This is a genomic window from Pseudoalteromonas sp. NC201 (assembly GCF_002850255.1).
GTDB lineage: Bacteria > Pseudomonadota > Gammaproteobacteria > Enterobacterales > Alteromonadaceae > Pseudoalteromonas.
On the sequence record NZ_CP022522.1, the window covers coordinates 1710325 to 1732353 of the forward strand.

The 22029-nt window shown below is 43.4% G+C and carries 18 protein-coding genes and 1 pseudogene; 15 read left to right on the plus strand and 4 right to left on the minus strand.

What is annotated here, in order from left to right; genetic code table 11:
• Nucleotides 1-258 precede the first annotated feature (258 nt).
• From edd to PNC201_RS07085, 5 genes are all read left to right on the plus strand, one after another.
• Nucleotides 259-2112, plus strand: coding sequence for a phosphogluconate dehydratase (gene edd / locus PNC201_RS07065; RefSeq protein WP_010604050.1), 1854 nt, complete (start codon nt 259-261; stop codon nt 2110-2112).
• A 23-nt stretch (nt 2113-2135) separates the two neighbouring features.
• On the plus strand, nt 2136-2756 hold the full coding sequence (locus PNC201_RS07070; RefSeq protein ID WP_010378022.1) for a bifunctional 4-hydroxy-2-oxoglutarate aldolase/2-dehydro-3-deoxy-phosphogluconate aldolase: 621 nt from the start codon (nt 2136-2138) through the stop codon (nt 2754-2756).
• A gap of 17 nt (nt 2757-2773) precedes the next feature.
• A complete protein-coding gene (gap, locus tag PNC201_RS07075) occupies nt 2774-3778 on the plus strand; it encodes a type I glyceraldehyde-3-phosphate dehydrogenase (protein ID WP_102056603.1) in 1005 nt (334 codons plus the stop codon).
• 168 nt (nt 3779-3946) lie between these two features.
• Nucleotides 3947-4591: an adenylate kinase gene (adk, locus tag PNC201_RS07080; RefSeq protein ID WP_010378026.1), complete on the plus strand. Its 645-nt coding sequence runs from the start codon at nt 3947-3949 to the stop codon at nt 4589-4591.
• A gap of 240 nt (nt 4592-4831) precedes the next feature.
• Nucleotides 4832-5023, plus strand: a complete 192-nt coding sequence (locus tag PNC201_RS07085; RefSeq protein WP_102056604.1) for a hypothetical protein — start codon at nt 4832-4834, stop codon at nt 5021-5023.
• Between the two features lie 64 nt (nt 5024-5087).
• Here PNC201_RS07085 and cmoB read toward each other — a convergent pair whose 3' ends face one another.
• On the minus strand, nt 5088-6056 hold the full coding sequence (gene cmoB / locus PNC201_RS07090) for a tRNA 5-methoxyuridine(34)/uridine 5-oxyacetic acid(34) synthase CmoB (protein ID WP_102056605.1): 969 nt from the start codon (nt 6054-6056) through the stop codon (nt 5088-5090).
• An 8-nt stretch (nt 6057-6064) separates the two neighbouring features.
• On the minus strand, nt 6065-6790 hold the full coding sequence (gene cmoA / locus PNC201_RS07095) for a carboxy-S-adenosyl-L-methionine synthase CmoA (protein WP_102056606.1): 726 nt from the start codon (nt 6788-6790) through the stop codon (nt 6065-6067).
• A 115-nt stretch (nt 6791-6905) separates the two neighbouring features.
• Between cmoA and PNC201_RS07100 the strand changes: the two genes are divergently transcribed.
• Nucleotides 6906-7580, plus strand: a complete 675-nt coding sequence (locus PNC201_RS07100) for a DUF3334 family protein (RefSeq protein ID WP_010378035.1) — start codon at nt 6906-6908, stop codon at nt 7578-7580.
• Nucleotides 7581-7679: 99 nt separating this feature from the next.
• Here PNC201_RS07100 and PNC201_RS07105 read toward each other — a convergent pair whose 3' ends face one another.
• Nucleotides 7680-11411 (minus strand): response regulator, encoded by a 3732-nt coding sequence (locus PNC201_RS07105; RefSeq protein ID WP_102056607.1) that lies wholly within the window; start codon nt 11409-11411, stop codon nt 7680-7682.
• Between the two features lie 105 nt (nt 11412-11516).
• Here PNC201_RS07105 and PNC201_RS07110 point away from each other — a divergent pair, with 105 nt between their 5' ends.
• The 9 genes from PNC201_RS07110 to PNC201_RS07150 all read left to right on the plus strand — a co-directional run bounded on the left by PNC201_RS07110 (nt 11517) and on the right by PNC201_RS07150 (nt 21397).
• Nucleotides 11517-12638, plus strand: a complete 1122-nt coding sequence (locus tag PNC201_RS07110) for a hybrid sensor histidine kinase/response regulator (protein ID WP_102056608.1) — start codon at nt 11517-11519, stop codon at nt 12636-12638.
• A 386-nt stretch (nt 12639-13024) separates the two neighbouring features.
• Entirely contained in the window at nt 13025-13867 is an 843-nt protein-coding gene (locus tag PNC201_RS07115) for an isopenicillin N synthase family dioxygenase (protein ID WP_017219251.1), read from the plus strand.
• A gap of 310 nt (nt 13868-14177) precedes the next feature.
• Complete coding sequence (gene nagK / locus PNC201_RS07120; RefSeq protein ID WP_102056609.1) at nt 14178-15089, plus strand: N-acetylglucosamine kinase; 912 nt, start codon at nt 14178-14180, stop codon at nt 15087-15089.
• Nucleotides 15089-16213 carry an N-acetylglucosamine-6-phosphate deacetylase gene (gene nagA, locus PNC201_RS07125; protein ID WP_102056610.1) on the plus strand — a complete coding sequence of 375 codons (1125 nt, stop codon included), beginning with the start codon at nt 15089-15091 and terminating at the stop codon, nt 16211-16213. The genes nagK and nagA overlap by 1 nt, the downstream gene beginning before the upstream one ends.
• Nucleotides 16214-16472: 259 nt before the next feature.
• Nucleotides 16473-17606 (plus strand): transmembrane glucosamine N-acetyltransferase NagX, encoded by a 1134-nt coding sequence (gene nagX / locus PNC201_RS07130; RefSeq protein WP_102056611.1) that lies wholly within the window; start codon nt 16473-16475, stop codon nt 17604-17606.
• A 262-nt stretch (nt 17607-17868) separates the two neighbouring features.
• Nucleotides 17869-18663: a glucosamine-6-phosphate deaminase gene (gene nagB, locus PNC201_RS07135; protein ID WP_010604062.1), complete on the plus strand. Its 795-nt coding sequence runs from the start codon at nt 17869-17871 to the stop codon at nt 18661-18663.
• Nucleotides 18664-18810: 147 nt separating this feature from the next.
• Nucleotides 18811-19713 carry an NAD(+) diphosphatase gene (gene nudC, locus PNC201_RS07140; RefSeq protein ID WP_102056612.1) on the plus strand — a complete coding sequence of 301 codons (903 nt, stop codon included), beginning with the start codon at nt 18811-18813 and terminating at the stop codon, nt 19711-19713.
• Nucleotides 19714-19715: 2 nt separating this feature from the next.
• Nucleotides 19716-20894 carry a cystathionine beta-lyase gene (locus tag PNC201_RS07145; RefSeq protein ID WP_102056613.1) on the plus strand — a complete coding sequence of 393 codons (1179 nt, stop codon included), beginning with the start codon at nt 19716-19718 and terminating at the stop codon, nt 20892-20894.
• Nucleotides 20895-21109: 215 nt separating this feature from the next.
• Nucleotides 21110-21397 carry a hypothetical protein gene (locus PNC201_RS07150; RefSeq protein WP_039495561.1) on the plus strand — a complete coding sequence of 96 codons (288 nt, stop codon included), beginning with the start codon at nt 21110-21112 and terminating at the stop codon, nt 21395-21397.
• A 241-nt stretch (nt 21398-21638) separates the two neighbouring features.
• Here the strand turns inward: PNC201_RS07150 and PNC201_RS07155 are convergent.
• Nucleotides 21639-21887 (minus strand): annotated as a pseudogene (locus PNC201_RS07155) (site-specific integrase); the annotation flags it as partial.
• Between the last annotated feature and the right edge of the window lie 142 nt (nt 21888-22029).

Here is a 22029-nt window from a genome sequence, read left to right on the forward strand (position 1 = left end):
TTAAGACTACAGATATCGGCAAAGTTTTAAGTGGTTATAATTTGGTCATTTTAAAAAGTTAGACTAAATTTATAAGAAGGGTTGACACCGGTGTCAGCTTTATGCGTAAATATAGTGACACCGGTGTCAGGTTGGGGTGAGAGACAACCTGATAGCGTACCTTTGAACGGGTAAATCAAAGCAGCTCTGTACAAGGATTACCACGAATGCTGGTAATCGTGCAGAGCCTTTTTCCTCTAACACTAGAGAGTCAGTAATATGTTGCATCCACGAATTCAGGAAGTCACCGAACGCGTCATTGAGCGAAGCAAAGCAACACGTCAAGCCTATTTAGCTCGAATCCAACAAGCAAAAAAACAAACGCGCGTACGAGCAGGACTGGGCTGTGGAAACCTAGCACACGTAATGGCTGCTTGCTCAAGCAGTGATAAGACTCGTCTAAAAGAAGACGAGCAACCGAATCTAGCAATTATCAATTCGTACAATGACATGTTGTCTGCGCACGAACCTTATAAAGAATATCCAGATTTAATTAAAGCAGTGGCAAACAAGTTTGACGCGACTGCACAAGTAGCGGGTGGTGTACCTGCTATGTGTGACGGGGTTACCCAAGGTCGCGATGGCATGGAACTGTCTTTGTTCTCTCGTGACGTAATTGCCATGTCAACAGCGGTGGCGTTATCACACGATGTCTTCGATGGGGTTTTCTGTCTTGGTGTATGTGACAAAATCGTCCCAGGACTATTAATCGGTGCTTTGTCTTTTGGTCATTTGCCCATTTTCTTTTTACCAGCAGGCCCAATGCAATCTGGGATCCCGAACAAAGAAAAGGCGCGCATTCGTCAAAAGTTTGCACAGGGCTTAGTCAGCCGCGAAGAGTTACTTGAAGCTGAGAGTGCTTCATATCACAGTGCAGGTACTTGTACTTTCTACGGTACGGCAAACTCGAATCAGATGCTAATGGAGATCATGGGTCTTCATTTACCTGGTAGCTCGTTTATCAATCCATACACAGAATTAAGAGATGGCTTAACGGCGAGTGCGGTTGAGACCATGCTAACTCAGCTACTTGACGGTAAAAGCGGCAATGCACTTGCGGATATCGTGAGTGAAAAAACCGTGATTAATGGCTTGGTCGGGCTGTTGTCTACTGGTGGCTCTACCAACCATGCCATTCACTTAGTCGCAATGGCAAAAGCGGCTGGTGTTCAAATCACTTGGAAAGACATGGCGGATTTGTCTGAAGTAGTGCCTTTGTTAACACGTATCTATCCAAATGGTCATGCCGACGTAAATCACTTCCAAGCGGCTGGTGGCATGGGTTTCTTAATGCGTGAATTAAGAGATGGCGGCTTCTTACACAATGACGTAAAGACGATTGTGGGTGAAGGACTTGATGCTTACACGATGGAGCCACTACTGGATATCAACAGCAATGTGATTATCAGCGACAATCAAGGCCCTGCCAAAGTGAAGTGGGTACCAGTACCTGAGAATTCACTGGATGAAGAAGTACTTCGCCCAGTAGCAAATCCATTTAACAAGCAAGGCGGCTTGCAACTACTTAATGGTAATTTGGGTAAAGCGGTGATTAAAGTGTCTGCGGTACAAGAGCAGCACCAAACGGTGACTGCACCGGCGAAAGTATTCAGCTCTCAAAGCGAATTACAAGAAGCCTTTAGTGCTGGCAAGCTTAACCAAGACTTTATTGCCGTGATCAAAGAGCAAGGCCCTAAAGCGAAAGGTATGCCTGAGTTACATAAACTGACACCTGTCATGGCTACATTACAAGACCAAGGTTTTAAAGTGGCGATTGTGACAGATGGTCGTATGTCTGGTGCTTCGGGTAAAGTACCTGCGGCGATCCACCTTGCGCCGGAAGCGGTTGAAGGTGGTGCAATTGCAAAAGTACACGAAGGTGATTTGATCACCTTAAATGCACCAAAAGGCGAATTAGTGCTACATGTTTCTGATGAAGAAATGGCACAGCGCGAATTACAGCTCTCACCGCAATCTCAAACATTTGGTACGGGTCGAGAGCTATTCTCAGGATTTAGACACGTAGTGAGCAGTGCAGATCAAGGTGCATGCTCATTTGGCATCGAAGAATAATAACAGTGGGAATGAGGGTGAGCATGAGTATTAAAGAGATATTGTCAGCAGCACCAGTGGTTCCGGTTATCGTTATTGATAACCTAGAAGACGCGGTGCCGCTTGCTACGGCATTGTTTAATGGTGGCTTAAAAGCACTTGAAGTGACACTTCGTACACCGGTGGCAGCGCAAGCGGTAAAAGACATTAAAGCGGCTTTACCAGACGCCTATGTTGGTACTGGTACGGTAGTGGATAAGGCAACCTTTAATGCCTCTGTAGAAGCCGGCGCTGACTTCATGGTAAGTCCTGGTGTTAATGACGAATTATTAGAATTGGCTAAGTCGTCAAGTATTCCATTTCTTCCAGGTGCTGCAACGCCAAGCGAAGTGATGAAGCTTGCAAGTCACGGTTTTGAATTCTTAAAGTTTTTCCCAGCAGAAGCAGCAGGTGGTGCACCAATGCTTAAATCCATTGGCGGACCAATTCCACAAGTAAAATTCTGTCCAACGGGTGGTATTTCGTTGGCAACTGCACCTAAGTATCTTGCACTCGACAATGTGGTATGTGTGGGCGGTACTTGGATGCTTGATAAAGCACTTATCGCAAACAAAGACTGGCAAGCCATTGAAGCGCTTGCGAAACAAGCAAGTGAAGTAAAATAGATTAGGGGACAGTTATCATGATTAATATCGCAATTAATGGCTATGGACGTATCGGTCGTAACGTACTTCGTGCACTGTACGAGTCAGGTCAGAATAAAGACATCAAAGTCGTTGCCATCAACGACCTTGCGCCTGCAAACGTAAACGCGCATTTGACTCAATTTGACTCTGTACATGGTCGCTTTCAAGAGCAGGTTGTTCTTAACGACAACACACTCGTTATCGGTGGTGACGAAATCACGCTAACGCAAGAGCGTGACCCTGCAAATCTTCCTTGGCAAGCGCTAAACGTTGATATCGTACTTGAATGTACTGGGTTGTTCACTTCTCGTGAAGCTGCGGCTAAACACATTGAAGCTGGTGCGAAAAAAGTGATTGTATCTGCGCCGGGCACAGATATGGATGCAACGGTTGTTCATGGCGTTAACAGCGAAGTACTAAATGCTGAATCAACCATTATCTCTAACGCATCTTGTACCACAAACTGTCTTGCGCCTATTGCAAAAGTATTGAATGATACTATTGGTATTGAGCAAGGTAGCATGACAACCATTCATGCCTACACCAACGATCAGAATCTATCAGACGTTTACCACCCGGATTTATATCGTGCGCGTAGTGCTACTCAGTCAATGATCCCGACGAAAACGGGCGCGGCAAAGGCGGTTGGCTTAGTGCTTCCTGAACTTGCTGGCAAACTAGACGGTATGGCGGTTCGTGTGCCAACCATCAACGTATCACTGGTTGATTTAACGTTTGTTGCTAAGCGTGACACTTCAAAAGAAGAAGTGAATGCAGCAATCAAAGCGGCTGCTGAGGGCGCGATGAGTGCAATCCTTGAGTACAATGAATTACCTTTGGTTTCTATCGATTTCAACCACAACCCAGCTTCTTCAGTGTTTGACTCTACACAAACCAAAGTAGATGGAAAGCTGGTAAAAGTGATGGCTTGGTATGATAACGAATGGGGCTTCTCTTGCCGCATGCTAGACCAAGTTAAAGCACTAGGTGCATTTTTATAATCAGGATTAATTTCTGACCAAAAGCTCTGCAGATCGCGGAGCTTTTTTGTTTTTGACGGAAAAATTGCCATTCTTCCTTATCAATTAGTATAAGTTCCTTGAGGATCGGCACCGTATATGGAAAAATTCACCACACAAACACCAATAACTCCAAACGAGGATTCAATTATGCGCATCATCTTGCTAGGCGCGCCGGGTGCAGGTAAAGGTACTCAAGCTCAATTTCTAATGGACAAATATGGGATCCCTCAGATCTCGACAGGCGACATGTTACGTGCTGCTATCAAAGAAGGGACTCCGTTGGGTCTTGAAGCGAAAAAAGTCATGGATGCAGGTCAACTAGTATCTGATGAAATCATTATCGGTTTGGTAAAAGAGCGCATCGCAAAAGAAGATTGTGCAAATGGCTTCTTGCTTGATGGCTTCCCACGTACAATTCCACAAGCAGATGCAATGAAAGAAAATGGCATCAAAGTTGACCATGTTATCGAATTTGACGTGGCAGATGAGATCATCGTTGAGCGTATGAGCGGTCGTCGTGTACACCCAGGTTCTGGTCGTGTTTACCACATCGTTTACAACCCGCCTAAAGTAGAAGGCAAAGATGACGTAACGGGTGAAGACCTAATCATTCGTGATGACGACACTGAAGAGACAGTACGTAAACGTCTAGCGATTTACCATGAGCAAACTAAACCTCTAGTAGACTACTACAGTGCGGAAGCGGATGCTGGTAACACGCAATATCACAAACTAGATGGTACACAAGCTGTTGATGCGGTAAGCAAGCAGTTAGGTGAACTATTGGGTTAATGCCCATTAGCTGTACATACGAAAAAAGGAGCTTATTTAGCTCCTTTTTTAGCGGGATTTATAGCGAACTTTTGACTTAAGTATGAGCAAGGGGTTACTACACATTTACTTTATATAGTAAACAAATCATATTGCCGGACTTATAGAAGAATGTGAATTAAGTGTAACTAAATTGTGCTTGTTGTTGTTTTTTTTGTGTTATTGTAGAGGTGTACAAATGTCTAACTAAAGGAGCTGACAATGCACTTAAAACTCAACAAAAAGAAAATTAAAACGTTATCTAAAGATAAACAGGCAATTCCACATGCTCAAACCCCCGCTATTGCTGGTGGGTTATCAAATGGGCCTGAGTGCTTCACATATAGCCATGGCGGGTGTTGCGGTACAGTTGCCCCTACAAATATTGACTGTAGTGCTGCTTGTCAACATTAGCAGTGTTACTAGGCTTGGATTAACAGTCCAAGCCTTCATTAAGCATGATTTATTTAACAAAATATTACGCTTTCGCGATAAATATAGCACGGAGCGGAGCGGGGTAGCCTTCAATGGTTTTGCTGGTGTCATTTGGATCTAAGAAATCAGCAAGCGACTCTGTTTCCATCCAAGGAGTTTGGCGCTGTTCGTCTAACGACGTGACGTCTTTGTTTACTACCTTGATATCTTTGAAGCCCACGCGCTCAAGCCATAATGTTAATGCGTCGCAGCTTGGAATAAACCAGACATTGCGCATCTTGGCGTAGCGATCGGTCGGCACCAATACTGTATTTACATCGCCCTCAATGACAAGTGTTTCTAGCACTAATTCGCCATCTTTTCTTAGCTGAGACTTTAGCTGCGCTAAAAAGTCGATTGGTGAACGACGGTGATATAGCACGCCCATTGAAAACACAGTATCAAATGCTTTTAACTCAGGCAGTTGCTCTACACCTAGTGGTAGTAAATGCACGTTTGGATCGGGGTTAAAGTGTTTAATCGTTTGGAATTGGCATAAAAATAGATCGGAGGGGTCAATGCCAACAACAAGCTCTGCGCCTTCACCGCGCATACGCCACAAGTGATAACCAGAGCCACAGCCGATATCCAATACATTACGGCCGTGAAGGTCGCTGATATGGGGGAGCAGTCGGTCCCATTTCCAGTCGCTGCGCCACTCAGTATCAATATGGACGCCATGTAAATGAAATGGTCCCTTACGCCATGGCATCATGCGTTTTAGTAAATGCGTTAACTGCTTTTGATGACCTTCATTGACGTCTTCGCCAGTACCTATCTCAACCTTGGTTTTTATATCAACATGGGTGGTTGAGATCTCTGGTAGATTTTTAATGACTTTTTCCCATTTCGGCCAGTCGCCATGTTGGGCTTCTTTTTGCCAATGGCTAAGCTGCGCAGGCAACGTTTCTAGCCAATGGCTCAAAGGGGTTTTCGCAATGGTTGCATAAAAGTCGGTAAACCAATGATTCATAATTGCCTCTATTTTATTGCTACCATTGAGCAGAAGTTAAAGCACTGATACCACACTTGAGTTTGATTAAAGCCAATAGCTTCTAATCTTGTCATGTGGGTACTTAACAAGTCCGTGCGCATCACGTTTTCAATCGCGTTGCGTTTTTGGCTGATCTCTAATTCTGAGTAGCCATTGTGGCGTTTAAAGTCGTGGTGAAGGTCGATAAGTAAGTTGTCTTTAGTATCGTTTTCACCGCGGATTTTTTCACTTAATAGCAGTACACCACCAGGTTTCAAACCCTGATATATTTTTTCTAGAACCGCTTTGCGGTTTTCTGGTGGAATAAACTGTAGGGTGAAGTTCATCGCAACGACAGATGCATTGCTAATCTCTATTTCATTGATATCACCTAAAGTGACCGAGACTGGGACGTCGGATTTAAAGCCTTTTAGATGCAGTTGGCAGCGCTCTACCATAGGCTGTGAATTGTCCACGGCAATGATATGACAGTTTTCTTTATCTATATTTCTACGCATGCTTAGCGTGACCGCGCCTAAAGAGCAGCCTAAGTCATATAAGTTTGAGTTACTTTGCGCGTAAGTACCCGCAAGTTTGCCCATTGTGCTTACTATTGTCGCGTAGCCCGGCACTGAGCGCTGGATCATATCTGGAAACACTTCGACGACATTGGCGTCGAAAGTGAAATCTTTTACTGCTTGCTCAGTGGCATAAATACTGTCTTTGCCCGTCACATTTAATCTCTCTTTGAAAATAATCTCGCTATTTTAGCATTTTATGCTGGATAGTCAGTGATAAATTCAGTAGCTTGGCTACTATTAATAATAAGAAGTAACTATGAGACCAAAAATGGCGAAAAGCAAAGTGATTAGCACAGAAGACATCCTCTCAACGCTATGCCACTCAGTAACAGAAGTTCTGTCGTCGGCAAGCGGCAACCAAATTAACTATTCCGCGATGGTACAAAAGATAACTCGTACCTGTATGAGGCCTGACATCGGCTGTTTCGTATTGTTTGATGGCGGCTTTACCGGTTTAGTCGTAACTAATTTTACCGCGCAAGCCGCGATGGAGGTGTATACCGACTACATGCGTAACATGGGCATGCCTGAAGAAGAAATTGCGCATAGTCATTTATCTGATGACGTTGCCAATGTATTGGGTGAGTTGATGAATCAGATTGTTGGTGATTTCACCAACAAAGTACGTGAGCAGCTACATACCTCTATCACGCAAAACCAGCCTAAGATGATGGCTATCAACAAACAGGTGCAGATCTCGGTAGACACAACGATGGATCGCCCGCAGGCGAGACGCGTTACCTTTACCACGCAAGGCCAGAATATTTTCTATCTTGAATTGGCAATGGATAAAACTGAATTCATTAAGCTACATGACTTTGATATTGCAGAGTCGGTAGACCCAGATGACATTATTGCAAGTCAGGCTGAGAAGAAAAAGCCAGCGAAGCCGCAGGAAGAAGATGTTGTAGATGACGACTTTATGGATCAGTTAGGACTGTAAAACCGTATTTAGAGCACCTAACAGAAAGGCCACATCTGTGGCCTTTCTGTTAGGTAAAAATCTTCATTTCGTCCTCGGATAAAATATATAGTAATGGCACTAATGCAGCGCGCCTTTTCCTGCATTAAGCTCCGGTGCTTCTTCTACATGCTTTATGGATGTTAGCATCATAAAGGCTTCATTGAACTCAAAGCGGGCGATGGCGGTTTTTAATTTCTGTAGTTCTGGTTCAGTCAAATAGCTACTTACTGAAATTGAGTCTACTAGCTCTGTGGCTTGAGTATCATAATCTCTTAATGCACATGCGAGCTGGATGAGTTCCTCTAATTGACTATTGCCACCTTTTTCTTCGTTGTTTTTCGTTACACTTTTTACCTGATGAGACGCTTCTTTTTTACGACGCTTTTGGCATTGTTCCAGTGCATATTTAACGTATTTAATCAGCTCGTCAATTTCGCTTGCATTAGGTGGGCGGACATTGAGAGAAGCCTCAATGTGCTTAAATTCCTCGGTCAGCCTAACAATCGAAAGGTTAGCACTAGCACCTTTTAATGCATGTAACATGCTATGTGCCAGTTCAAAATTTTCAATGGCTAAAGCCTGTTTTAAATTGATCAGCTCTTCAATCTGCTGGGACAGGAACTTTTCTAAGATATCGAAGTAAACCTTTTGGTTGCCAGCTGCTCGAGCAATACCCTCGGCAATATCAATACCTTCAAACTCAATGATCTCATCAATTTCCTCTATCTCTGCAACGACTTTTGGTGGGTTAACTTCTGGCGTTGTTAAAAGGCCATCGGCTTCGGTGCATACGTATTTCAAAATACTTTTAACGAGTTGTTCAACGTCGATGGGTTTGGTTACGTGGTCATTCATACCAGCATCGATGCAAGTCTGTATGTCTTCTTCCATGGCATTGGCGGTCATCGCTAGAATAGGGAGTGTATTTTTATCGAACTCTATGCGAAGGTTTTGCGTCGCGGTAATGCCGTCCATCACTGGCATTTGCATATCCATTAAAACAATATCTATGTGTTTGCTATGAACTTGATCAATGGCTTCTTGTCCATTGTCTGCGACCGCTACTTGCGCTCCGAAGCTAGATAAGATCTCCGCTGCTATCTCCTGATTGACTGGCTGATCCTCCGCGACCAAAATTGATATGCCATTTAGTGCTTGTTTACTAATCGTTTGTTCTTTTTTGGTGATAGTGGTTCTTACTTCCGGTGAATCAAACACGGCATTTTGAATAACGTCCACAAGGTTTGACGGGTTAATCGGCTTTAAAAGTACACCATCAACTAAACTGGCTTGGCTGTCGTTCAGGTTTAGCTCCCGACCATAAGCGGTGACTAAAATAAACTTACTTTGCGACACATCGACCTGCGATTGCAGCTTAGTGATCAGCTCAATGCCATCTAATTTTGGCATGTGCCAATCGACGAAAATAAGATCGGGTAACTCTTGTGTCAGGACGAATTGATTTAACGCTTTATGAGGGTCTAAATAAGAACAAACCTGCATACCAAAGTTTGTTAGCATACCGCTTAACACGTCCAATGCGTGTTGGTTATCGTCAATAATTGTTGCTGATAGTTCTGATAAGTGGGTAGAGGCCATTTTCGCCTGACTCAGCTCGTCACTGACTTCCATTTCTAATGTGAAATAAAATTCCGAACCGACGTTTTCCTCGCTCTCAACATATATTTCTCCCCCCATAAGCTTGACCAATTGTTGCGAAATCGTGAGGCCAAGCCCTGTACCGCCATATTTTCGGGTGATCGAATTGTCTGCTTGCGAGAAAGATTGAAATAGGTTTTTTTGCTGGCGTTTATTCATGCCAATACCAGAGTCTTTTACGCTAAACTTAATTTTTGCTAACCCTTTTTCGACATTGACAAGGGCGACACGAATAACAACCTCACCGTTTTCTGTGAATTTAACTGCGTTACCCGCTAAATTGATGAGTACTTGGCTTATTCTAAATTGATCGCCAATCACGCAGTAGGGCACTTGTGAGTCGATATCAAAGACTAACTCTAGTTGTTTTTCTTGGGCTTTTACACTGACGATGGTGGCGACATTGTCGAGTAGTTTTTCTGTTGAAAAGGCCTGATATTCTAACTCGATTTTGCCAGCTTCGATTTTTGAAAAATCGAGTATATCGTTGATCAATCTCAGTAATTGCTTTGCGGCTGTATCTATTTTTGATACGTAGTCGTGCTGTTTTGCATTCAATTCTGTCGCGAGCGCGAGATGAGACATACCAATAATCGCGTTCATTGGGGTTCTAATTTCATGGCTCATGTTGGCGAGGAATTCGCTTTTCGCTTTTGCCGAGTTTTGGGCCAAGTTTTTTGCTTCTATGAGTTCACGTTGTAGTTGGTTCCTCTCCGAAACGTCAAGGTACATGCCAACAATACCAGCTACATCGCCATTTTCATTAAAAAATGGCGCTTCGTATACAATCAGTTCCCGCGGCTGTTCTTGGCCATCAAGCAATAATACTTCATAGGTTTGCTCCTGGGTTGTGGTGGTAATTTCGTGAGCTTTGGATTCAAATAGACTGGCTATTCCTAGATCAAAAACCTCGTCTAACTTGGCGCCAATCACATCTACTTCAAATTGATCTAACAGTGTTAAAAAGGACTTGTTTACGCCCATAAATACACCGTCAGTCGAACGATAATACGTGGGGTTTGGGATAGCATTGATAATATGGTGAGTAAGTTCGAGTTGTTCGCTTAAGGCCGATTCTGCCTTTTGCTGCTTTTCGATATTTTCATTGATGGCAAGCGCGAGGCTTAAGTCCTTACACAAATACTCGAGCGCTTCAAATTGGCTGTCTATCAACACCTGAGCACTACCGACTAGCAGCACATAGACAACATGATTACCGATGGCTAGTGGAAAGCAATAACGGCCTTGTAACTTCACTTCAACTTCTTGTTCTTTGAGCCACAACGGTTCTTGTTGTACTTGTGGTTCATTATTTGCTGCGCAATGCGCTAGAGTGGAGGCAATAATTGAATGGCTTGGCGTCACCCCATGGCTTTTCACTAACGACAAGGCGTCGTCTTCTAAATTGGCATAGAGGCAAACACTCGGTGCATTGAACTCATTGGCAATAAACTCTAGTGCATGGCGCACGATAGGTTCGGAGCCGGTGATGGATTTTAGTTCGCGATTATAGTTTTCGATAATTGCGGCTGACGCCAACTTTTGGCTTTGAGAGGTGGTGGCAACATGGATCGCTTGCGTGAGCCGTTTTACATCGACGTCACTGTTTGTAGGCACCACAGAAAGAGGGGCGCCATTTAACGCTTGTGCACGCAGCGTATTGACTATGCGATAGAGCGGGGAGAAATGTTTGGTGCGCATAAACCAAACATAAAAGCTTAAAAATAGTGTTAATACCGCGAAGGCAAGGCCGGTAATCAACAGTATTAGGAGTTGTTGATTTGTGCTTGTTTCAAGTTCAGCGTTTGCAATGAGAGGCAATTGTGAGATGGTGTTTTGATAACTTTGAGGCAAATCGGCCTGCTCAACCGTATCTGCTAAAAATTGAGACTTTAGTCTTGCTTGGGTTTCATAGATTTGTTGTAACGGAAGTGGTAATGGATGACTTGGTGCAGATTTGATTTCACCTAGCCATTGGACGTTTTTATCTTTGCTATACATCTCTAGTGATAGGTGGTTGTGGTAAGCGGTATTAACGTCGGTCGCGAGAGTGCTGTGAGTAGTTGTTGAGTAGTAGATAAGCGTTGCGCTTCCTAGGGCAGCCATCAAGGCGAAAAGTGCGATCCAACTTAGTAATGCTTTTGAGGACATAAGTTATTATTTACGCGTGAATTTATATATAAACATAGTCGCGATATACAATATCTCAAGCTATGCTGTAAAAAGTGTCTATCTTAAGGACTTGAGTAACGTTACATGTCAGACATTTTAATTGTTGACGATATGCCGGAAAACCTCCAAGTATTGCAGCTCATACTAAGAAAGGAAGGGTATAAAGTATTGGCAGCACGGGGTGGGGATATTGCCTTAGGTATTGTTAAAAAGCACCAGCCTGAGTTAATTATTACCGATATAAAAATGCCAAATATGTCGGGGATTGAACTATGTAAAGTGCTTAAGTCCGACAATTCGGCGGCGGCCATTCCGGTTATTTTTGTGAGTGCTTATGAAGACAGCGAGAGCTTGGTACAAGCATTCGAAGTCGGTGGTGTTGATTACATCACCAAACCTTATAAACCCGCTGAAATCATAGCCAGAGTAAACACCCAATTTAAGTTAATTGAAGCGCAAAAGTTAGCGGTAAAACAGCAGCTATCTAAGGCTATAAACCAAATGGTGATGGGGATTGCACACGAAATTAATACCCCGCTTGGTACCAGTATTACGTCCAACACCTTTTTAGAAGGCGTCATGCAGGAGCTACAAAGTGCACTCACCGTAGGTACGCTTACGCAGGATGAGCTGGTAACGGGGTTTGAGCAGATCAAAGACAGTAGTGCGCTGTGCAGCCGTAATCTAGAAAAAGTGGCTAAGTTTGTCAGCTTATTAAAATCGGTCTCTCAGTCTGAGCGAGATAGCAGCTGTGCTGACGTTAAATTACAAGAAATAGAAACAAGACTGAAAAAAGATTTTTCAAAGCAAGACGTACAAATTCAGTTTGTTGGTAACACAACAACTGAAGTTTACGTGGATGGTCAAGCACTGGTTGAGGTATTGAGCAACTTAGTTGAAAACTCTATTGCGCATGCCTGGATTGACCATGATCACCTTGCCACCATCACTTTTACGCGCTCAGGTAACAATTTACATGTTAATTATACTGACAATGGAATAGGGCTTAGAGGAATTAGTACACAAGAGTTATTAAAACCATTTGTGACGACAAAAAGAGGTAATGCAGGCCATGTTGGGTTAAGCGCAAATTTAACTGCCAACTTGGTTTCAGGGGCACTCAATGGAGAGTTTAGCGTGAAAAATACACCGCAAGGATTGGAGTGGGATATCCAAATACCGATAGATACCCCCGATAATGCTTGATCTGCATCAAAAGTCTCAGGCCCTATACATAAAAGCGGACATAAGTCCTTATATCATTTGTCCTAATTCAATAAGCTCGCTCGCTGTTAAAACGTAATCTTTAAAAAGTACTCTGCTGACCATGTAATTAGCTACACTTTTTGAAGAATTATCGACAACACGATCGTATAAGGGCTTTTTAGCCTTTGCTGTTGCTGTTTTGAGTGAGGCTTGTTAAATACAAGTTTACTGCTTAAAAACAACCCCCTAGGTTAACAGACCCGATAACATACGCCTTACCTTCTACTAGGTACGCAGTGTTGAGATGACACGGGAAGTGCGTTATTTACCCCGATGTGCAATTGAGTAAATAACCATGAATTACTAATAATTTTGGTGGAACCATTATGCAACAGTTACCTACCGTAGACTATCAATCGCCAAATGCTGCGAAAGAATTTGTAGAATCTTTAAGAAACACGGGTTTCGGTGTACTAAAAAATCACCCAATCCCACAAGAGTTGGTTGAATCAATCTACAAACATTGGCAAGAATTTTTTAATTCAGAAGAAAAACACGAATTCCTTTTCAATAAAGAAACCCAAGATGGTTACTTCCCACCAGAAGTCTCTGAAGTTGCGAAAGGTTTTACAGTAAAAGACATTAAAGAGTACTTTCACGTTTATCCAAAAGGTCGCGTACCGGCTCAATTAGAAGCAGAGATTCGTGAATATTACCGTTTAGCGAGCGAGTTTGCTCAAGAGTTGCTAAGCTGGGTACAAGCGGAAGCGCCTGCAGACGTGAGAGCGAGATTCTCTATTGATCTCAAAGATATGATCAAAGAATCAGAGCAGACATTACTGCGTATTCTTCATTACCCACCAATGACAGGCGATGAAGAACCAGGTGCAATTCGCGCCGCAGCGCATGGTGATATCAATCTACTTACTGTATTGCCTGCGGCAAATGAGCCTGGCCTACAAGTGCAAAGACAAGATGGCAGCTGGTTAGACGTACCATGCGACTTTGGTTCGTTGATTATTAACATTGGTGACATGCTGCAAGAGGCGTCGGGTGATTACTTCCCATCGACAATTCACCGTGTGATTAACCCAACAGGCAAAGCGTCGACGAAATCTCGTATTTCATTGCCGCTATTCTTACATCCAAGACCGGATGTTGTGTTGTCAGAGCGTTACACTGCAGATAGCTATTTGCAAGAGCGTTTAAGAGAACTTGGGGTTAAGTAATCTGCGAATAACCTGAACGACAAGGTTAAATCGATAAAGCGACTTGATGTAATATTGAGTCGCTTTTTTATTATGTGTCTAACAATCCCTAATCTCTGTTAGTCCTTGTAATTTGACGATTATTGCAATTTTTCACTGACAATCCTCACAATCTGTGCAATATTAGTTTTTTTCAAAATGAAGAAATTTCTTGAAAAATTTAATGACAACGCTGTCATTTGTTGTGTAACATCAATTCAACATGAATGAAAAACCGTGTCCAACGAAAACAATAACGCGGTCTAATCCAGAACAAAGTAGGGGTCTTTACATGATGGCTAAACAGGTTAACCAAGACCAACTATACATCGGCGTCGATGGTGGTGGAACAAAATGCCGCGCTACAATTTATTCTCTTCAACATGGCGTTTTGGGTACGGGTCTAGGCGGTCCTGCGAATCCCCTACATGGTCTAGAGCGCACGCTTGAATCTATCATGGTGTCGACACAAATGGCGTTACAAGACGCAGGTCTTCGTGTTGAACAAGTACATGAGCTAAATGCAGGTCTTGGCCTTGCAGGTGTTAACTTACCCGCGCTCTATGACAAAATCATGCAATGGGAGCATCCCTTTAAACAAATGTTCCTTACCACAGACTTACACACCGCGTGTATTGGTGCTCATGAAGGTAGCGATGGTGCCGTGATTATTACGGGCACCGGCTCCTGTGGTTTTGCGTTAGTTGATGGTAAAACAGTGAACTATGGTGGTCATGGCTTTGCTCAAGGCGATATGGGCAGTGGCGCATGGATGGGATTAGAGGCGGTCAAAGCTGCGTTACTCGATCTTGATGGCCTTGGCGAAAAAACATCATTGAGCCAAGTATTACTAGAGCACTTCAGTGCGAAAGGGGCGATGGGTATTGCTGAACAAATGGCTGGGCAGCCGTCTAGTGGTTATGCAAAGCTGGCTCGTTATGTATTAGAACAAGCCAAGCTAAATGATGAAATTGCTCTTACTATCGTAAAGTCTGGTGCGGAATATATTAGTCGTTTAGCAAAGCGTTTACTTGAACTAAACCCGCCTAGACTCTCTATGATCGGCGGATTATCAGAGCCACTACAACCATGGCTCGACCCAGAAGTTGCAAAGCAAGTCCAATTACCGAAACAACCTCCTGAAATGGGGGCAATTTACTTTGCAATTCAAAGTGCAGGTCAAGAATTAAAAAAGGCGAACTAATGACGACTCAATGTTATTTTGCTCCAGAATTTTTTGATGGTGAAAGTGTTAGAAAAGACGTTTACTTCGAAATAAACAACGGCCAAATTGGTTATATCAATGAGTCGCAAGCGACCAATGTATCTAAGCTATCAGGGTTAGTTGCACCAGGCTTTATTGACGTACAAGTTAATGGTGGTGGCGGTGCATTTTTTAACGCCGAGCAATCGACGGCATGCTTGGCGACTATGGTTAAAGCACATGGTCAATTTGGTTCTACGGGATTAATGCCAACCCTTATCACTGACAAAATTGAAGTGATGCAACAAGCGGCAGATGCAACAGCAGAAGCGATTGTTACTAAACAGCCCGGAGTGCTTGGGATCCATTTTGAAGGTCCACACTTATCTCATCCTAAAAAGGGTACGCATAGCGAAAAGTTCATTAGACCAATTTCAGAGCAAGAGTTTGCGGTTTACGCGCGTCAAGATTTAGGCATCAAAATGGTGACTTTAGCACCTGAAACTCTGCCACTTAGCGATATCGAACTCTTGATTTCACTGGGTGTGAAAGTGTGTATCGGTCATTCAAACGCGGACTATGACACTGCTAACGCTGCACTCAGTGTTGGCGTGGATGGCTTTACGCACCTATTTAATGCAATGTCTGCGTTTACTTCTCGTGAGCCGGGCGTTGTCGGCGCCGCGCTTTGGAATGACAATAGCTGGTGTGGTTTGATTGTTGATGGCCATCACGTTCATCCATTGTCGGCACAGCTTGCGATTCGTACTAAGCAGCGCGGCAAAGTGATGCTAGTGACGGATGCCATGCCTCCGGTTGGGACAGATGATACGGAGTTTGACTTTTTTGATGGCAGAAAAGTTATTCGTACTGGTGATCGGTTAAATTCAACAACCGGTGAGCTTGCTGGTAGTGTATTGGATATGGCAAGTGCGGTGCGAAATACCGTCAATACGCTTAACGTGAGCCTAGCGGAGAGTTTGCGCATGGCCTCTCTTTACCCTGCACAATATCTTGGCCTGTCTCAAAAGGGGCATCTAAGATCGGGCGCTGATGCTGATTTCGTGGTGCTCGATAGCGATTTGATTGTGAAGCAAACCTATATTGGTGGTCAGTTGCTGTAACTGATTTGCAATTGAATAGTGGACGGAAACGGCCGCTTAAGTTTCCCTGATAAAACCCCGCAGCAGTACCGCGGGGCTTTGTTTTTTTAAGCTTAGCCGGTATTTGGTTAAGCATGGGTGGATCGACAACTCAGGAAGTTAATGTCGTGTGCGTAATGATAGAGTCATGATTGCAACGCGCATCAAAACTAACCTTGAGGCAAATGGATTTGCTTGATTGAGCGATCCATAGTTAATGTTTTCACGCGGATAAATAACAATGACAACGAATAATAAGCCAAAGCGACTTGCGTCTTTAGATGCCTTACGCGGCATGGATATGTTCTGGATCTTAGGTGGCCAGTCTATTTTTGCGGCACTGTTTGTATTGACCGGATGGCAAGGGTGGAAGGCGTTTGAAGCGCACACGCTACACAGCCCTTGGCATGGCTTCACTTTTTATGATCTTATCTTTCCACTGTTTATCTTTTTATCGGGTGTGGCGATGGGCTTGTCGCCTAAACGTATCGACCATCTGACCTTTAATGAACGTAAACCGTTTTATCTCAAAGCACTGAAGCGCCTTTTGTTACTGTGTGCTTTTGGCGTGTTATACAACCATGGTTGGGGAACTGGGATCCCAATGGATCCTGACGGTGTTCGCTACGCCAGTGTATTAGGTCGCATTGCGTTTGCTTGGTTCTTTTGTGCTTTGCTGGTTTGGCATACGAGTTTGCGAACCTTGGCCTATGTGGGTGTAGGCATATTGATATTTTATTGGGTATTGCTTTGCTTTATCCCGGTTCCTGGTGGGCAAGCGGGGGACTTAAGTGCAAATGGTGTTGGTAGTTGGAATGCGTTCATTGACACGTATTTACTGCCAGGGATCAGTTATCAAAATCGTCCGGTTGACCCAGAAGGTGTGCTGTCAAGCTTACCTGCCATTGTAAATGCTATCGCAGGTGTATTTGCTGGTCGTGCGATTGCCAATGCACAAACGCAGGGAGAGTGGAAAACCGTTGGTATTTTGGCAGGCTCTGGTGTACTTGTTTTAGCACTAGGTTGGCTTTGGGACATGCAATTTCCAGTTAATAAAGAACTGTGGACAAGCTCATTTGTGCTAGTAACCGTTGGCTGGAGTGCAATTCTACTTGCGGTATTTTACGCGATAGTAGATGTACTCAGCTTTCAACGTTGGGCGTATCCATTTGTTATTATTGGGGCTAACTCCATTATTATTTATTTAGCGTCAAGCTTAGTGAGTTGGACATTTATTAGTAAAAGCGTATTTGGTGGCGTGATTGCCGCCGTGCCAACTGCGTGGCAACCATTAATTGCTGTTTTTGCGCTACTGGCGGTACAGCTTTTAGTGCTGCATTGGATGTATAAACGCCGTATTTTTGTAAGTGTATAATATTCACTAGCCTCCTTTCAAAAAGCCCACCGTTGTGGGCTTTTTAACACCTTTCGATTGCATAGAGTAAAAAATATCCATATTTTTTTTCACTTTTGCTTTACAAGCGAATTATTTCTGATAATAATGACAGCGTTGTCATAATGGTAATAACCTAATGTTGTGTATCTCAATTAGGTTCGATCTGACCTTGCTTTGATTGCACGCGAGGCAAGGCTCAGATCCCATTTTATTCTAATCATCTCAACATTTGGTTAATCGTATGCAAGTAGTCATTTTAAAAGACGCTGCCGAAGTGGCAGCATATGGTGCAGACATTTTTACAACGCAATTAAAGCGTAAAGCTAACTCTGTGTTGGGATTAGCGACGGGTTCAACACCGGTTGCTTTGTATCAAGAATTAATTAAGCGTAACCAAGCAAACGAAATCAGTTTTGCTGAGGTTACCAGCTTTAACCTAGATGAATATTTAGGCTTAGATGGCTCGCACCCACAAAGTTATCGTTACTTTATGCAGCAGCAGCTATTTGACCATATCAACATTGATAGAAGTAACACACACGTACCGCCGGGTGATGCAAAAAATCCAATTACGGCGTGCGGCGAATATGAAGCGCGTATTAAATCTGCTGGTGGTATTGATGTACAACTGTTAGGTATTGGCAGAAATGGCCATATTGGCTTTAACGAGCCATCTTCTGGCTTAACGTCTCGCACTCGGGTTAAAACCCTAACGAAAGCGACGATTGATGATAATGCTCGTTTTTTTAAAGCTGATGAGTACCAACCTCATTTGTCAATCACAATGGGTATTGGCACGATTTTAGATGCTAAAAAAGTCGTGTTATTAGCGACGGGTGAAAACAAAGCTGATGCCGTTGTTGCTATGGTGGAAGGCCCGTTAACTGCAGCGTGTCCGGCTTCGGCACTACAAATGCATCGTGATGCTGTAATCGTCATCGATGAAGCTGCGGCATCTAAGCTAAAAGATATTGAATTCTATAAGCATATTGAAAACGAAAATCAAAAGCTGTTGGACTATCTTGCCTCTCTGTAGTGTGAAATCACACTGTAGTTTTCAAAAGCCCATTTATGGGCTTTTTTTTTGCCTGTACCTTTGTGCTATGGTAGTTTTAAGGTCTCGCCGAGGTGGATAAAATGTTCCAGAACACGAAGGAATAGGGGCTTGCTGTATTACACTCAAATGACGTTAGACAGAGCGTCTAACGAAAGAAAAGATCAAAACTGGTTATTATCTCAAATGGGTGACAATAGTCGCTGGTTATTAATTCAAGACGACGCTAATTTAGTGCGTATCGGAGATAATGAATTACACTATCTTTCTCGCACAGAAGTCGCTGATTTAGCACTTCAAGACGCGATATTCTTAGGTCGTGACGAAGCGCACAGCTATTTTGCGCTTGACGTCTCTAAACAACGAGACAAGCTTTCTTTTATTGACTCCGAGTCAGAATTCATCGATATGCGCCAAGTGGGTCGTAACTTACCAAAGCAACAAGGCTCAATTGGTGTGCTTGCACGAGGCTTATGCTACTGGCATAAAACCCATTGTTTTTGCGGACGTTGTGGGCAACCCAATAAAATGGTTGAAGCAGGTCATGCAAGACGTTGTGTTAACCCTGAATGCCGCCACATGACGTTTCCACGTACAGATCCAGCCGTTATCATGCTTGTCACTCATGTTTTCCCTGATGGCGTTGAACGCTGCTTGTTGGGCCGTCAGGCTGTTTGGCCAGAAGGTGTATTTTCGACACTGGCTGGGTTTGTTGATCCCGGCGAGTCGTTAGAGCAAGCCGTGATAAGGGAAGTGATGGAAGAGGCGGGTGTTGAAGCATACGACGCCACTTATATTGCCTCACAGCCTTGGCCGTTTCCGTCTTCACTTATGCTTGGGTTTATCGCGAAGGCGAAAACCACAGAGATTTTTGTCGAGCAAGATGAGCTTGAGCAAGCTAAATGGTTTTCACGGGCGGAGCTTAATACATTTTCAGAGTGGGGCGATACAAAGCCCGGCTATAAACTCACCAGAGAAGACTCGATCTCCAGATATTTAGTTGAATACTGGCGTGCACAATCAGAAGAGTAATTATGAAAAAGCATACTAAAATCGTTGCTGCTGGAAGAAAAGCAGAATATACCAAAGGGGTAGTAAACCCAGTTGTTCAGCGCGCCTCTACCGTAGTTTTTGAGAGCGTTGCCGAAATGCAAGAAGCGATAAAAGGACGTGGACATCGCACTTTGTTTTACGGCCGCCGTGGCACCAATACCCATTTCGCCTTGCAAGATGCCATTACAGAGCTTGAAAATGGTGCGGGTTGCGCCTTATATCCGTCTGGTGCTGCTGCTATCGCACAGTCACTACTGTCATTTTTAAAAGCTGGCGATCACTTGCTGATGGTGGATACTGCCTATGAACCAACCAGAGATTTGTGCGATAAGCTGTTAAAAGGCTATGGTATCGAAACCACTTATTATGACCCTATGGTTGGCGCTGGAATTGACGCGTTAATTCAAGACAATACCAAAGTGTTGTTCTTAGAGTCTCCAGGTTCAATCACCATGGAAGTACAAGATGTACCAGCGATGGTTGAAGTTGCAAAGCGCCGTGGCGTTATCACTATGCTTGATAATACGTGGGGCAATGGCTGGCAATTTCGTCCGCTCGATCATGGTGTTGATATCAGCATTCAAGCCGCAACCAAGTATATTGTTGGGCATTCGGATGTCATGATGGGGGTTGCTGTTGCAAACGAGCGCTATTGGCCTGAGCTTAGAGAGCACTCGTATTTGCTTGGTCAATGTACCTCTGCAGATGATGCTTATTTAGCACTACGTGGGTTACGTACTATGCCTGCGAGGTTAAGACAACACGAGCAGTCGGCAATGACGGTGGCGAAATGGCTCGAAGCGCATCCGCTCGTGGATCACGTTAGACATCCCGCTTTTGATACTTGCCCTGGTCATGAATTCTTCAAGCGAGACTTTGATGGTAGTAATGGTTTATTTTCAATCGTAATGAAAGAAGGTAGCCAAAAGGCGATTAACCGCTTCTTAGATGCTTTATCCCATTTTAAAATGGGTTTCTCATGGGGCGGCTATGAAAGTTTAGTTACAGCCAATAAAACCATGGAGCATTTGCGATCAACTACAGGTTGGACACTTGGCCCCGTGATCCGCCTTCACATCGGTCTTGAAGATGTAGAAGACTTGATAGAAGATTTAGAACACGCACTTAAGGTCTACGAACAAAACCTCGCGAAATCTTAAAACTTCGGCTCAACTTATCAGTATTGGGTGCTTCACTTTTAACGAGGCACCTCGGATTTATTGAGCCATAATCGCTGTTGGATCAAGACTGAAAACTGTAGAAAGCAATACCAGTTTGGCGCAGTTTAAGCGTAAAGCACAGGGAACCTTTAGAGGGAGGTAATGTCCAAGAGCTACGTCATGAAAGTATTGAAAACTAAATTCAAGGAAAGGTGATGAAATTAAACAGACTGATTATGTTACCGGTAATCTCACTAAGCGCTTGTGTGGTAATGCCTGTGCAAGATACTGCTCACACCAACAAGTGCGAGATTTCATCGGATAGAAAAACCCTAAAGATAGTCGATGTTGCAGATGAAACCAATACGTATTATTCCGTGAGTGGAATTATATTAACGCCGATACTCGTTCCTACTACTGCTATTATTTCGGGAACTTATGTGCTGGCAAATAATGCCTATCGTCTTGGGGAAGAGACGATAAAATGCGAAAACAAATCTTAAAACTAACTACAAACTTATTTAATTGTTGCGTCGTGTTTTGTATTTGAACATAGCGCAACGCCTCAAAACCACTTGTGCGAGCACCTTGGGTTGCTGCGTTTTTATTAAGTATCTAGCCTTCAGATATCTCCTTTTTTACAACTGTTTTCTAATACATTGAAAAAATATAGATATTTTAATGCTTTTAAGTTGTTTGCGTTTCCTTTTTCCCTTCAGAGCGAACGTCCATATATGTCACTTATTTTCCTCTCAAATAGGCTAACGCGTTAAGTGCAATTTTTTGTGTGTTGATAGCCACATTTCGTTGGTCGGCAAGGAAGACTAAAAATTGTGTAACCTCTTCCGTTCCGATTGTCTCAGGGTGACGCTTGTGGTGAAAGTTAATGAATGCCTTAATCCAATATAGGTAGGTTTTTTCTGTACTAATGCTGTAACCACGCATACGCATTTCTTCCTGAAGACCTTTCAGAAATGGGCTTTTTAGACTCATGATAACTGCTTACCTTATGTGGCTGTGTACATATACAGTGTTATCTGAAGTTCTCGGATATCAAGGAAAATAATGAAAAAAATTTTGCGCGTTTACGTATGAATAAATTAAAAATGTTATTTTTATCAATAGGTTATTTGTT

What these genes read in the sequence shown, in the direction of transcription:
- cmoB (WP_102056605.1), bottom strand. Translation starts at nt 6,056, where the DNA reads ATGAATCATTGGTTTACCGACTTTTATGCAACCATTGCGAAAACCCCT.
- adk (WP_010378026.1), top strand. Translation starts at nt 3,947, where the DNA reads ATGCGCATCATCTTGCTAGGCGCGCCGGGTGCAGGTAAAGGTACTCAA.
- nagB (WP_010604062.1), top strand. Translation starts at nt 17,869, where the DNA reads ATGCAAGTAGTCATTTTAAAAGACGCTGCCGAAGTGGCAGCATATGGT.
- nagA (WP_102056610.1), top strand. Translation starts at nt 15,089, where the DNA reads ATGACGACTCAATGTTATTTTGCTCCAGAATTTTTTGATGGTGAAAGT.
- PNC201_RS07070 (WP_010378022.1), top strand. Translation starts at nt 2,136, where the DNA reads ATGAGTATTAAAGAGATATTGTCAGCAGCACCAGTGGTTCCGGTTATC.
- PNC201_RS07110 (WP_102056608.1), top strand. Translation starts at nt 11,517, where the DNA reads ATGTCAGACATTTTAATTGTTGACGATATGCCGGAAAACCTCCAAGTA.
- nagX (WP_102056611.1), top strand. Translation starts at nt 16,473, where the DNA reads ATGACAACGAATAATAAGCCAAAGCGACTTGCGTCTTTAGATGCCTTA.
- PNC201_RS07115 (WP_017219251.1), top strand. Translation starts at nt 13,025, where the DNA reads ATGCAACAGTTACCTACCGTAGACTATCAATCGCCAAATGCTGCGAAA.
- PNC201_RS07150 (WP_039495561.1), top strand. Translation starts at nt 21,110, where the DNA reads ATGAAATTAAACAGACTGATTATGTTACCGGTAATCTCACTAAGCGCT.
- gap (WP_102056603.1), top strand. Translation starts at nt 2,774, where the DNA reads ATGATTAATATCGCAATTAATGGCTATGGACGTATCGGTCGTAACGTA.
- PNC201_RS07100 (WP_010378035.1), top strand. Translation starts at nt 6,906, where the DNA reads ATGGCGAAAAGCAAAGTGATTAGCACAGAAGACATCCTCTCAACGCTA.
- PNC201_RS07085 (WP_102056604.1), top strand. Translation starts at nt 4,832, where the DNA reads ATGCACTTAAAACTCAACAAAAAGAAAATTAAAACGTTATCTAAAGAT.
- edd (WP_010604050.1), top strand. Translation starts at nt 259, where the DNA reads ATGTTGCATCCACGAATTCAGGAAGTCACCGAACGCGTCATTGAGCGA.
- PNC201_RS07105 (WP_102056607.1), bottom strand. Translation starts at nt 11,411, where the DNA reads ATGTCCTCAAAAGCATTACTAAGTTGGATCGCACTTTTCGCCTTGATG.
- nudC (WP_102056612.1), top strand. Translation starts at nt 18,811, where the DNA reads ATGACGTTAGACAGAGCGTCTAACGAAAGAAAAGATCAAAACTGGTTA.
- PNC201_RS07145 (WP_102056613.1), top strand. Translation starts at nt 19,716, where the DNA reads ATGAAAAAGCATACTAAAATCGTTGCTGCTGGAAGAAAAGCAGAATAT.
- nagK (WP_102056609.1), top strand. Translation starts at nt 14,178, where the DNA reads ATGATGGCTAAACAGGTTAACCAAGACCAACTATACATCGGCGTCGAT.